General features: G+C 61.3%; 10 protein-coding genes. 5 read left to right on the top strand and 5 right to left on the bottom strand.

Going from position 1 to position 12,251, the window contains the following annotated elements:
- Nucleotides 1-92 precede the first annotated feature (92 nt).
- On the top strand, nt 93-2,492 hold the full coding sequence (locus HNO86_RS19670) for a diguanylate cyclase (RefSeq protein WP_175378598.1): 2,400 nt from the start codon (nt 93-95) through the stop codon (nt 2,490-2,492).
- Nucleotides 2,493-2,697: 205 nt separating this feature from the next.
- On the opposite strand, the gene dacB is transcribed toward HNO86_RS19670, so the two are convergent.
- The 4 genes from dacB to HNO86_RS19650 all read right to left on the bottom strand — a co-directional run bounded on the left by dacB (nt 2,698) and on the right by HNO86_RS19650 (nt 7,501).
- Entirely contained in the window at nt 2,698-4,158 is a 1,461-nt protein-coding gene (gene dacB / locus HNO86_RS19665) for a D-alanyl-D-alanine carboxypeptidase/D-alanyl-D-alanine-endopeptidase (RefSeq protein ID WP_175378597.1), read from the bottom strand.
- 323 nt (nt 4,159-4,481) lie between these two features.
- Nucleotides 4,482-4,826, bottom strand: coding sequence for a YggL family protein (locus HNO86_RS19660; protein WP_008027379.1), 345 nt, complete (start codon nt 4,824-4,826; stop codon nt 4,482-4,484).
- Between the two features lie 112 nt (nt 4,827-4,938).
- The gene (locus tag HNO86_RS19655; RefSeq protein ID WP_175378596.1) at nt 4,939-6,246 is read right to left on the bottom strand and encodes an amidohydrolase family protein; all 1,308 of its coding nucleotides are present in this window, start codon (nt 6,244-6,246) and stop codon (nt 4,939-4,941) included.
- 34 nt (nt 6,247-6,280) lie between these two features.
- Nucleotides 6,281-7,501: an OprD family outer membrane porin gene (locus tag HNO86_RS19650; protein WP_175378595.1), complete on the bottom strand. Its 1,221-nt coding sequence runs from the start codon at nt 7,499-7,501 to the stop codon at nt 6,281-6,283.
- Between the two features lie 307 nt (nt 7,502-7,808).
- On the opposite strand from HNO86_RS19650, the gene HNO86_RS19645 reads away from it, so the two are divergent.
- From HNO86_RS19645 to HNO86_RS19635, 3 genes are read left to right on the top strand one after another with little or no spacing between them, the layout of a single operon-like run.
- Complete coding sequence (locus tag HNO86_RS19645) at nt 7,809-8,249, top strand: GNAT family N-acetyltransferase (protein ID WP_175378594.1); 441 nt, start codon at nt 7,809-7,811, stop codon at nt 8,247-8,249.
- A gap of 13 nt (nt 8,250-8,262) precedes the next feature.
- Nucleotides 8,263-8,892, top strand: a complete 630-nt coding sequence (locus HNO86_RS19640) for an NAD(P)H-dependent oxidoreductase (RefSeq protein WP_175378593.1) — start codon at nt 8,263-8,265, stop codon at nt 8,890-8,892.
- Nucleotides 8,885-9,610, top strand: a complete 726-nt coding sequence (locus HNO86_RS19635) for an NAD(P)-dependent oxidoreductase (protein ID WP_175378592.1) — start codon at nt 8,885-8,887, stop codon at nt 9,608-9,610. The genes HNO86_RS19640 and HNO86_RS19635 overlap by 8 nt, the downstream gene beginning before the upstream one ends.
- On the opposite strand, the gene HNO86_RS19630 is transcribed toward HNO86_RS19635, so the two are convergent.
- The gene (locus HNO86_RS19630; protein WP_175378591.1) at nt 9,607-11,019 is read right to left on the bottom strand and encodes a PLP-dependent aminotransferase family protein; all 1,413 of its coding nucleotides are present in this window, start codon (nt 11,017-11,019) and stop codon (nt 9,607-9,609) included. The genes HNO86_RS19635 and HNO86_RS19630 overlap by 4 nt on opposite strands.
- Nucleotides 11,020-11,127: 108 nt before the next feature.
- Here HNO86_RS19630 and HNO86_RS19625 point away from each other — a divergent pair, with 108 nt between their 5' ends.
- On the top strand, nt 11,128-12,189 hold the full coding sequence (locus tag HNO86_RS19625; RefSeq protein WP_175378590.1) for a hypothetical protein: 1,062 nt from the start codon (nt 11,128-11,130) through the stop codon (nt 12,187-12,189).
- Nucleotides 12,190-12,251 lie beyond the last annotated feature (62 nt).

Raw genomic sequence — 12,251 nt, 5'->3', positions numbered from 1 at the left:
TTCTCCGAGTACTGGTCAAATTAGTGGCTAATAGCTATAACTCAATTCAGGGCCAAAGGGCTTTCCCGCACCTGGCGTTCTGAGTTGCATTTATGTCGTTGCACGCCGTGCGCCCAAAAATCCTGGGTTTTATCAGCGAAGATGTCTCGGCCTGGCTGGTCGCGCTGCTGGTATTGCTGCTCGGCGGGGTTCTGACCGGCATCCTGGCGTGGTCGACGCTGGACCTGTTCAAGCATCAATTGCGTCAACGGTTCCAGCTGCTGGCCAGCGAGCGTTACAGCCGTATCGAAGAACGTTTCGAGGATCAGGAGCAGCGCCTCGACGGCCTGCGCCGGTTCTTCGCCAATTCCGATACGGTTTCCCGAGCCGAATTCAACGGCTACACCCAACCTCTGTTGCATCGCACACAGGCCTATTCGTTCGCCGAACGGGTCAGTGGCGCGCAGCGCGCGGCGTTCGAGCAACGGGCGCGGGACGAGGGGCTGACGGACTTTACCTTGCGTGAACTCAATGCCGACGGTCAGCTGCAACTGGCTGGCGAGCGGGATGAGTACGTGGTGGTGCTGTACAGCCAGACCCAAAGCAAGCTCGGTTCGCCCCTGGGTTACGACTTGCTGGCGCAGCCTTTGCGCCGGGCGACGCTGGAGCGTGCCGATGCGCATGGGCGGATGGCGGTGTCGCAACCGATGCATCTGGTCAGTATCGAACCGGCCTATGCGCGGGGTGTGCTGCTGGTGGCGCCGGTCAGGCAGCGCAATGATCCGCAGGCCGCAACCGACAAGCCCTTCGGTTATGTGATGGCGGTGATCAGCATGCGTCAGTTGCTGTCCGACGGTTTGCCGGAGGCGGGGCGCGATTATCTGTCGGTGCGCATCCTCGACCTGTCCATCGAGGATCAGCACGAAGTCCTGTTCGAATCAGCGAACCCTCCCGCCGTCAGCGACCTGGCCGCGAGCCGCCTGTTGCGTCTGGCCGATCACGAATATCAGGTCGACATTCAGCCCAGCGAAGCCTTCCTCCAGGCCAACCATTCGTCGGTGACCGCGATAGTGGTGCTCGGTGGTTTGATCAGTGTGCTGCTCAGCGCCTTGCTCTATGTGCTGGTGAGCCAGCGCCAGCGTGCGTTGAAAATGGTCGACCAGCGCACCGAGGAACTGCGCGCCCGGGAACAGGAGCTGCGCGGCACCCACGGCCAGCTGCGCGGGGTGCTGAATGCCGCGACCCAGGTGGCGATCATCGCCACGGATCTGCGTGGGGTGATCAGCACCTTCAATGCCGGTGCCGAACAGATGCTCGGCTACACCGCCGCCGAAGTGGTGGGCCGCATGACCCTGGAAAACCTGCACCTGCCCCGGGAGCTGACGGCCCGTTCCGTCGAGTTGAGCGCGCGTTTCGGCAAGCCGGTGCCGACCTGTCAGGCGATGCTGGTCGAGTCCAGCGTCGAAAGCCGGCACGAAACCCGCGAGTGGACGCTGGTACGCAGCGACGGCAGCCATTTGATGGTCAACATGCTGGCCACGCCGGTGCTCGACGAGCAGGGTCTGTGGGTCGGGCACCTGGCGGTGTGCATCGACATCACCGAGCGCAAGCGGGTGCATGAGGCGCTGGCGGCGCGGGATGTGTTGTTGAAGAAGCTCAGCGCCCATGTGCCCGGTGGGATCTATCAGTTCAAGATGGAGTTCGACGGACGTTTCAGTGTGATCTACGCCAGTGACGGTATTCGTGAAATCTACGAGCTGGAGCCGGATGTGCTGCTGCTCAATGCCGAGGCGATCTTCACCCGTATTCATCCACAGGACACGACCCGGGTGCGCGCCTCGATCCGCGCCTCGGCCGACAACCTGAGCCCGTGGCGCGAGGAGTACCGCGTGCAGTTGCCTCAGCGTGGGTTGCGTTGGGTCCGCGGCGAGGCGACGCCGGAGGAGCTGCCGGGCGGTGGGGTGTTGTGGCACGGCTATATCTCGGACATTTCCGACATGAAGCGGGTGGAGGAAGAGCTGCGTGCGCTGTCGGTCACCGATTCGCTGACGGGTATTCATAACCGCCGCTATTTCCAGGAACGCCTGACCACCGAGATGGCCCGGGTGGAGCGCGGGGGCGGCGAGCTGTCGGTGATCATGCTGGACATCGACCATTTCAAGCGCATCAACGATCAGTACGGCCATGCCGTGGGCGACCGGGTGCTGCAGGCCGTGTGCGAACGCATCGGCCACCGGCTGCGCCGCACCGACGTGTTCTGCCGCCTGGGCGGTGAAGAGTTCATGGTGCTCTGCCCGGACATCGGCGGCGAACAGGCCCACACCCTGGCCCTGGAACTGTGGCAAAGCCTGCGCAGTGCGCCGATCGATGAAGTCGGCGTCGTCACCGCCAGTTTCGGTATCGCCAGCTGGCGAATCGGCGAGGGGGCCGATGCGCTGTTGCTGAGGGCGGATTCGGGGGTGTATGTGGCGAAGCAGGAGGGCAGGGATCGGGTGCAGGGGGAGATGAACTGATCCCGAGGTTTGTACATAACCTCTGATCAACCTCAACCAACCTGTGGGAGCGGGCTTGCCCGCGATGGCGTCTGGTCAGCCAACATCTCTATTGAATGTGCCGGCCTCTTCGCGGGCAAGCCCGGCTCCTACAGGGTTTGTGGGTGTTCGCGGGATTTGAGTACACCAGATAAACCTGTGGGAGCGGGCTTGAGCTTTAGAGCGGTTACAGCACCGAAGCCGTCTGCGCCACTTTCGGCTGGCGGTACAGGTCCAGCAGTACCTGATCGAGTACCGACGAGGCGCCGAAGGGGGCTTTGTCGTTGAGGATGGCGACCACGGCCCAGGTGTTGCCGTTGACATCACGGCTGTAGCCGGCGATGGCGCGCACGGTGTTCAGGGTACCGGTCTTGACGTGGGCTTCGCCGCGCATCGCGGTGGTCTTCAGGCGTTTGCGCATGGTGCCGTCGGTACCGGCGATCGGCATCGAGCTGATGTACTCGGCCGCATACGGGCTGCGCCAGGCGGCTTGCAGCATCGAGGCCATTTCCCGGGCGCTGACGCGTTCGGAGCGGGACAGGCCGGAGCCGTTCTCCATGACCAGGTGCGGCGCGGTGATGCCTTTCTTCGCCAGCCACTGACGGACCACACGCTGGGCGGCCTTGGCGTCGTCGGCGTCGGCGTCGGTGCGGAAGCGTTGTCCCAGGCTCAGGAACAGCTGCTGGGCCATGGTGTTGTTACTGTACTTGTTGATGTCGCGAATGATTTCCGCCAGATCCGGCGAGAACGCCCGGGCCAGCACCTTGGCATCTTTCGGCGTTGGCGCCAGAACGTCACGGCCCTGGATGCTGCCACCCAGTTCTTTCCAGATCGCACGCACCGCGCCGGCGGTGTAGGTCGCGTGGTCGAGCAGCGACAGGTATGTCTGCGAGCTGCAGCCGTCACCCAACTGACCGCCGACGGTGACCGTCACGCTGCCATCGGCCTGAGGCACCGGGTTGTAGCGCACGCCGCCGGTGCATTGCTTTGAAGGAAGCGCCTTGACCTGATTCTCGATACGAATGCTGGCGATCGGCGGTTCCACCGAAATCAGCACACGCCCGCCGTCGTTGCGCGCAACGAAGCGCAGGGCCTTGAGGTTGACCAGCAGGGCGTCAGGCTTGACCAGGAACGGCTTGTTCTCGTCATTGCCATCGTCATTGAACTCGGGCAGTTGCGGCTGCACGAAGAAATTCTTGTCCAGCACCAGATCACCGGTGACCTGGGTCACGCCATTGGCGCGCAGGTCGCGCATCAACAGCCAGAGCTTTTCCATGTTCAGCTTCGGATCGCCGCCACCCTTGAGGTAGAGGTTACCGTTGAGAATGCCGCCGCTCAGGGTGCCGTCGGTGTAGAACTCGGTTTTCCACTGATGGTTGGGGCCGAGCATTTCCAGGGCCGCGTAGGTGGTCACCAGCTTCATGGTCGAGGCCGGGTTGACCGACACGTCGGCGTTGAAAATGGTCGGGGTGCCGGGGCCGTTGAGCGGGATCATCACCAGCGACAGGGCGTTGTCCTGCAACTTGCTGGCCTTCAGGGCTTTTTCGACGTTGGGCGTCAGGGAGGTGTTGATCGTTTCAGCGGAAGCGGGGAGGGCCAGCGGCAAAAGTAGGCTGGCCAGCAGCAATGGACGCAACGATTTGATCATGTGAAATAAGACCCTGCAGTCGAGGGGAAATTGACGAGGGCATGAAAATGAAAGCCCTCAGCGGTGACAAAAGTGTCGGCATTATGCCCCAAGGTGTTGCGGCCTTGGTCTGCTAATCCGCTATTTTTTACTTTGTAGATGCTGGCGAAGCCTGCGTTCGGCTGCGAAGCAGTCGTAAAACCTGAGTACCGAATCCATCTGACACACCACGTTGCCTGATTTCACGACTGCTTCGCAGCCGGACGCAGGCTTCGCCAGCTGCTACAAGGATCGGGGACACCACAAAGAAAAAGGGCCATCACAATGGATGGCCCTTTTGAACATCAAGCTACCGGATTGATCGGCTTTTCCGGGTACCAGACGTCGATCAGCGGGCTGACGGTGACTTCGGTCAGTTCGCTGCGGCCCTTGAGCCAGGCTTCAACGGCAGCGCGCTGCTCTTCGGAGACCGAACCGCGCTTCTGCAGGCAAACCAGACCGAAGTCGTCGCCGCCAACATAGCCCAGACCGTTGGCTTCCATGGCTTCTTTCAGGAACGCGTCGAGGAATGCGTCGATTGCCTCGTCAGCCAGATCTTCCTTGAAGTCCAGGTTCAATTCGAAACCCAATTCCTGGAACTCGTCTACACAGAGCTTTTTGCGCAGACGCTGGGAACGGTTAGTGGCCATGAAACAATCCTCTTGAGTATTAACGCCGCGCATCTTACCAGCTAAGCAAGTTCCTTGCCGGTCGAGTTGTTCAATTAATACCGCCTGCGGACCGCCGGTTTCATTACGCCTTTCAGAGGCCGGGCAGGATATCGGCCGGCACAATGCTTCCGCCTTTCATGACCACGGGCAATTTCTCCAGAACGCTGATGTCGGCGAGCGGATCGCCGTCCACCGCGATCATGTCGGCATAGCGCCCGGCACTGATGGCGCCGACATCCTGCTGCCAGTTGAGCAGGTCGGCGGCGACCACCGTGGCGGACTGGATCGCCTGCATCGGCGTCATGCCGAACTTGACCATGTAGGCGAACTGTTTGGCGTTGGTGCCGATCGGATAAACGCCGGCGTCGGTGCCATAGGCGATCTTCACCCCGGCCTTGACCGCCTTGCGAAAGGCCTGGCGCTGCACGTCGGTGGTTTCGGCGTTCTTGCGCAGGTAACTCTCCGGCCATTTTTCCTCGCGACCGACTTCATCGATGTAGTCGCCGTTATAGATGTCCATCACCAGATAGGTGCCGTTGTCCTTGGCCAGCTTGATGCCTTCGTCATCCAGCAGCGAGGCGTGTTCGACGGATTTCACACCCGCGCGGATCGCCGCCTTGATCCCTTCGGCGCCATGGGCGTGCACGGTGGCATAGCTTTTGTGAATCCTGGCTTCCTGCACCACGGCGCGCATTTCGTCCTCGGTCATTTCCATCTGGCCGGGCTCGGTGCCTTCGGCCAGTACCGAGCCGGTGCCCATCATCTTGATGGTGTCCACGCCGTGCTGGAACAGGTAGCGGGTCTTCAACCTGGCGTCGTTGGCATCGCGGTAAACCCCCACGCGCATGTCCGCCGGGATCTCCACGCCAGGGGCGAATCCGGTGACCTCGCCACCGCCGCCGGCCACGGTGATGTAGGCGCCCACCACGTTCATCCGCGGCCCCAACACCCGATTGGCGTTGATCGCATCGCGCAGGGCGACGTCGGTGAAGGCGCGATAAGTGCCCAGGTCATGCACGGTGGTGAAGCCTGCGCGCAGGGTCTGATAAGCATGTTTGGCGCCCATCAGCGCAACGTCCTGGGGGGAATGCAACAGCGGTTCGGCGACGTTGTTGGTCATGTCCCAGTCGGAAATGTGCGTGTGCATGTCGATCAGGCCCGGCAGCACGGTTTTGCCCGACCAGTCGATCACCGTGCTGTTGGCCGGTGGCGCGCTCCAGGGCTCGACGGCGACGATGCGCTCACCGTCGATCTTGATGCGTTGATCGCTCAGCACTTTGCCTTTCTCCACATCCACCAGATGCCCGGCATGCACATAAACAGTGTCCGCCTGCGCAGATAAGGCCAGGGAAGAGAAAGTAATCGCCAGCGCAATACACTTGATCCGCAAGTTCTTCATGGGAGACCTCTTGTTTTTATTGTGATGAGACAGATCAGAAAAGATCGAAGGGGTATTCGGTAATGATGCGAAGTTGCTTGACGCTGTCGCCGGTGAAGGACTGGTCGGCATAACGGACGCGTACGGAGAGGTTCTTCAGGGCGCCACTTTCCACCACGGTTTTAAGGTCGATATCCCGTTCGATCTGTTTATCGGCGTGGGCGAAGTAGGCGTACAAACCCTCGGGATCAACTTTCTCGTTATCGATATCGAAGCCGTAGACGTAGCGAAGGCTGAGTGTCGTGTGCAAATAACCGGTGCTGCCGAAGTCATAGGCGTAACCCAGGCCTATGGATTGTTCGCCGGGACCGTTGAAGTCACCGTATTGCGAGGAGTTGGCCAGGTAGATGGAGTCCATGTAAGTCCCGTCGGACGACATCAGATAGTCGAACGGCTGGCTGCCATGAACTTTCTGATAGGACAGGGTGTAGCTGTGCGGGCCATTGCCATAAGTGGTCGCGAGCGACCAGGCCGTGACATTGATCGTGCCGGCATTGGCCTGGCCGGTATCGAGCGAGCGGTAGAGGTTGAAGTCCAAACCCAGCGTCTGCTCTGCCGCCAACGCGAAGGTGTAGTTCGCGTTGACGTAGTACTGGCGCCACAGGTCCTGCGCGCGGGACGCATAAAAACCGAGACTGCCTTCCTCGATCGGCTGCCAGGTCAGGCCGGCATAATCCACGTCGCCGGCGTCGACTCCGGCGTAACCGGCCTTGAAGCCCTCGTCGTGGTTGGTGGTCGTGTAACCCCGGGAAGAATAGAAGTGGCCGATATCGAGGCTGACTGTTTCGATGTCATCGCTCAGGAGTTGAAAGCCCCGAGTGGTCATCGGCATCAATCTCAAGTCGGGCGTGGCGAAGACCGGGTTGTAAGGACGCAAGTCGCCAAACTTCAAAACGGTGTTCGACCATTTGGCTTTTACAGAGCCATTAAGTGTCGATGACTCACTTCTTTCCCCGTCACCCTCGACGGGAAACATGCCCGTGCCCTGAGTGCCGCGTCCACCATCGAGCTTGTAGGCGGTATAGGCACTGGCGTCGATGCCAAAGCCAATAACACCCTGGGTGAACCCGGACTGGTAGTCCATCAGGAAACCCTGACCCCATCCTATTGCATCGGGATAGTGGGACAGCGAGTTGCGGTTGAAGTACATGTTGCGTGCAAGGATTTTGGCGGTTGAGCCTTCGATAAATCCTTCAGGCTCATCTTTGGCTTGCACATCTTCTGCTTGAACGGGCAGAGAACTTGCGGATACGGAAAATACGAACAGTCCCAACAATGAACGCTTCTTCATTAGAGGCCTCAGGGCTTTGATTCTTATTGTTCTTAGGGAACGCCTGCGGGCCAAGAATGTGCTGCGGGTGGCGCAAATTACAGTGATGTCTGCGCATTAATTCGATGTGCGAAGCGCATAAAAAACGGTGGCAGTCGGGTCTGAATGTCCTACCCGTTTATCGCATTTTTGGATCTACCCGCTAAGTCATCCTGCCCCTACATTGATTCGACTTTCTCACCCGAGGTTGATCATGGCCCCCCAAGTGGATTTGCACGCGTTAACCACCCCGTCGGAGCTCGAAGCGTGCTTCGAACTGATGAAACAGCTGCGTCCGGCATTGGTGTCTCCTGCGTTGTTCGCCCAGCAGATTGCACGGCAACTCAAGCAGGGTTACCAGTTGCTGGCGGCCCGGCAAGACGGAACCTATGTAGGGCTGATCGGTTTTCGTGAGACCGAAAACCTGCTTTATGGCCGCTTCATTTACGTGGACGACCTGGTGGTCGACACCGCGGCGCGTCATCTGGGTCTGGGCGCGAGTCTGCTCGATGCCGTGCGGGCCGAGGCGATCAGTCGCGGTTGCGCACACCTGGTGCTCGACACCGGACTGCACATGCCGCTGGCCCAGCGTTTTTATTTCCGCGAGGGAATGCTGGCCAAGGGCATGCATTTCGTTCAGCCATTGTCGGAGTGACGGGACCAGGGCAGTGAAAGAATTACTCATGATCAACAGCAGCCCGAATGGATCGGGCTCTGCTGGCTTCCGCCTGGCCATGGACATGATCGAAAGCCTGCGCAGCAGACGTCCGGAGCTGAATCTCACCGTACGCGACCTGATGGCTGATCCTTTGCTGCCGGTCAGCGATGCCTACTGTGTGGCCTTGCTGGGCGGTCGGGAAAACGATGACCCGGCCTTCGCCCAATCCGAGCGTTTGATCGCCGAACTTGAACGCAGTGATGTGCTGTTTATCGCGACGCCCATTCACAACTTCAGCGTGCCGGCCGCCCTCAAGCTGTGGGTCGACAATGTGGTTCGCGCGCGGCGCACGTTCGGTCGCGGACCCAACGGGAAAATCGGCTTGCTCGCGGATCGACCGACTTACTTGCTGATCAGCTCCGGTGGCATTCATCGTGGCCCGCAAGCCAATCAGCCCGAATTCATCAGCTCGTTTCTGCGCTGCGTGTTGAATACCATCGGTTTGCATGATTTGCGTTTCGTCTACCTTCAGGGCATGGCGACGGGGCCGGACGCGGTCAGCGCGGCCTTGCTGCAAGCCCGTCGGCAATTGAGCGCGGAGCCGGTGTTTTTCCCGTTGGAGGAAACCGCTCATGGCTGAAAGCATTTTCGTTGCAGGCGCTACCGGGGTTATCGGCAGTGTCCTGGTCAAGTTGCTGCTTCAGGCGGGTTACCGCGTCTACGGCAGCACGCGCCGTGAGGAGCAGGCCCAACGGTTGCGTTCCCTGGGTGTGAGCCCCGTGGTTGTCGATGTTTTCGATGCCCAGGCACTGGAGGCGCAATTGCTGCGGATCAAGCCCGACTGTGTCGTGCATCAACTCACGGATCTGCCACGGGGGCTCGACCCCACGCAGATGGCGGAGGCGATCGCTCGCAACGCACGATTGCGTGATCAGGGCACGGCCAATCTGATGGCGGCCGCGCGGGCATCGGGCTGTGAGCGCGTTGTCGCCCAGAGTATTGCGTGGGCGTATGCCGAGGGCCCCATGCCTTACGCAGAGGAGGCCGCGCTGGATCTGCAGGCGCAGGGCTTGCGCGCGATCAGCGTGGGTGGCGTGGCGGCGCTGGAACATCGCGTGTTGAACACGCCGTCTGTGGAGGGCACCGTGCTTCGCTACGGTCAGCTGTATGGTCCGGGTACCGGCACCGATCAGCCGTCGGGGACCAGCCCCTTGCATGTCGAGGCGGCGGCCTGGGCCGCGTTGCTGGCGCTGCGGTTGCACGCCAATGGCGTGTTCAACATCGCCGAAGACAATCCGCAGGTCAGCACTGAAAAGGCGCGGCGCATGCTTGGCTGGACGCCTGATCTGCGCGCTTAAGTCAGGCCCTGCATGACCTTTTCCAGGCGTCGCGCCAATTCCAGGGCGTGGGCTTGGTCTTTCACGTTGGTGAAGCCCAGGAGCAGGCCCTGTGCTGCCGGTGTCGAGGCGTACCAGTTCGACAACGCCTGGATGCTCAGACCTGCCTCCCGCGCACGCAGCGCGATGGCGCGGTCATCCATGCCTGGGGCCAGCCGCAGGATCAGATGCATTCCGCCTACCTGGCGATCGACGGAGCATTGATCCCCAAGGACCGCGTGCAGGGCCTCGGCCAGCAGGCCTCGGCGAGACGAATAGAGATCACGCATTCTTTTCAGATGGCGGGCGAAATGGCCTTGCTCGATGAACCTGGCCGTGGTGACTTGCCACAGGTGAGGGCTGTGGCTGTGCATCATGTCGGCGATTTGGGTGAACCGCGCCACGAGATCTTCCGATACCACCACATAAGCCAGGCGCAGGGCCGGCACCAACACCTTGCTGAAGGTGCCGCAATACAACACCCGATTGCCGCCATCGAGGCTTTTCAGCGCGGGCAGCGTTCGGCCCTGATAGCGGTATTCGCTGTCGTAGTCATCCTCGATGATCCAGCTGTTCTGCCGGTTGGCCCAATCCAGCAGGGCCTGGCGGCGCGGCATGGACATGGGGACGCAGAGCGGGCTCTGGTGAGTGGGTGTCACCACGGCAAAACGCGCGTCCGGTGCCTGTTGCACGGCGCTTTGCACGTCGATGCCTTCCGCGTCGACGGGCACTGGCACGAGGTTCGCACCCGCTTCCCGCAGGAAATGACTGGCGGCGAAATACCCGGGGTCCTCGACCCAGCAGTTATCGCCCCGGTTCAGCAGACTGCGGCAGATCAGATCCAGACAGGCGCGGTAGCCGGCGACAATGAAAATCTGCTCGGGTGAGCAGGCGATGCCACGGGAGACGCTCAAGTAGCCCGCCACCGCTTCGCGCAGTGCGCGATGACCGCGGGCGTCCGGGTAAATCAGCCCATCCAGCTGCGAGTGGCGCAGCGTGTGGTGAGCCAGGCGATTCCACAGCGGGCCGGGGAACGCATCCAGCGCCGGCAGGCCCATCTGCAACGGCAGCGGCGGTTCGCCCATATGAATCAGCGGCGCCTTCGGGGGTGCGACGGGGGCCGCCCGGGGTTTGAGCGGAGCGGGTTTGATCTGCGGTGACACCACGGTTCCGGCAGGCCCGCGCGAGACAAAGTAGCCCTCGTTGATCAACAGCTGGTACGCGGCCTCGACGGTGCCGCGGGCCAGATTCAAGTCCGAAGCCAGCGCCCGGATGGAAGGCACGCGATCACCGGGTTTCAGGCGTCCCTCTGCAATCGAATCGCGAAAGCGCCAGTAGATTTGCCGGAACAACGGAGGACCGCCCGCTTTTTCGGATTCGATTTTTCGCATTTCGATGTCCCAATCAATTCCAGCATTTTTGGATCTATAGCATAGGGCATGAAGGCGATAACGTGTCTGCGCTTTGACACTGTTTCCCATCTCGACTGGAGAGCCCGAATGCTCAACACACTCACGCAGGACGAATCGGTGCCTCTCGGCGCTGGCGTGCAATCAACGGAGGCCCGGCGCGTCATCTGGCTGACGGCGGTTTGTGCAGCGCTGTACCCCTGGGTGCTGGATGCCTTCCACTGGGCGGTGACGCCGGGCGCGGCCGATCAGCCGGTGTCCGCGGGCTCGACGGCCATGGCGACCTTGATGCTGGTGGTGGCCTTTGCAGTGCCGTTGATCTGTCTGCTGCAAGCGGGCCATCCGCTTCGGGCGGGCGCCGGGGAGGCCTCGCGGGCGCGACGTTTCGCCTTCATCGCCATGACCGCGCCGACGACTTACGTGTTTTTCGGCGTGGTTTCCTACATGGCGGGCAGCCCGATTCCCGATACCTGGATCTGGACTCCGGCGTGGTTGTTGTTGGGATACGTGGCGATTCGAAAGGGGGTGTCTCAGGCGCCGGGACGGGCGAGTCTGTCAGCGCCGCTGCGGGTGGCGCATGGCGTCTGTGGTGCGATCGCTGCGCTATACGTGCTGTTCCACATCACCAATCACCTGTTCGGCCTCGTCAGCCCGCAGGCGCACGGGGCGGTCATGGACATCGGGCGCACGGTTTATCGGGCGTCTTTCATCGAGCCTTTGCTGGTGATGGTGATGCTGTTCCAGATTGTCAGCGGCCTGCGCCTGGTCTGGACCGGAAGCGAGACCACCCTGGACCGCTACCGGGTTTTCCAGCTGTCGTCGGGGGTGTTCATGTCCGTGTTCATACTCGGCCACATGAACTCAGTGTTCATCTTTGCCCGAACCTACCTGGGCATCCCCACGGACTGGGCATTCGCCGCCGGGCTGCCGACCGGCCTGATCGCTGACCCGTGGAACATCCGGCTGCTGCCGCACTATGCGCTGGGGGTGTTTTTCGTGCTGGCGCACCTGTTCTCGGGGTTGCGGGTGGTGTTGCTGGCGCATGGCGTCAAACCAACGATTGCCAATACCCTCTGGTGGGTGGGCGCGGGCGTGGGGTCGTTGGTTTCGCTGGCGATCATGCTGGGCATGACCGGGTTTCGTCTGGTGTGAGCAGACTAACCTGTAGCAGCTGGCGAAGCCTGCGTCCGGCTGCGAAGCAGTCGTGAAATCAG

This window comes from Pseudomonas sp. C1C7 (assembly GCF_013359595.1).
Classification (GTDB): Bacteria; Pseudomonadota; Gammaproteobacteria; order Pseudomonadales; family Pseudomonadaceae; genus Aquipseudomonas.
Note: the sequence above shows the minus strand (reverse complement) of the source record. Positions and strands in the feature narration are given on the sequence as shown.

Coding starts and splice junctions, on each gene's coding strand:
- HNO86_RS19625 (WP_175378590.1), top strand. CDS start 11,128: ATGCTCAACACACTCACGCAGGACGAATCGGTGCCTCTCGGCGCTGGC.
- HNO86_RS19660 (WP_008027379.1), bottom strand. CDS start 4,826: ATGGCCACTAACCGTTCCCAGCGTCTGCGCAAAAAGCTCTGTGTAGAC.
- HNO86_RS19635 (WP_175378592.1), top strand. CDS start 8,885: ATGGCTGAAAGCATTTTCGTTGCAGGCGCTACCGGGGTTATCGGCAGT.
- HNO86_RS19670 (WP_175378598.1), top strand. CDS start 93: ATGTCGTTGCACGCCGTGCGCCCAAAAATCCTGGGTTTTATCAGCGAA.
- dacB (WP_175378597.1), bottom strand. CDS start 4,158: ATGATCAAATCGTTGCGTCCATTGCTGCTGGCCAGCCTACTTTTGCCG.
- HNO86_RS19630 (WP_175378591.1), bottom strand. CDS start 11,019: ATGCGAAAAATCGAATCCGAAAAAGCGGGCGGTCCTCCGTTGTTCCGG.
- HNO86_RS19655 (WP_175378596.1), bottom strand. CDS start 6,246: ATGAAGAACTTGCGGATCAAGTGTATTGCGCTGGCGATTACTTTCTCT.
- HNO86_RS19645 (WP_175378594.1), top strand. CDS start 7,809: ATGGCCCCCCAAGTGGATTTGCACGCGTTAACCACCCCGTCGGAGCTC.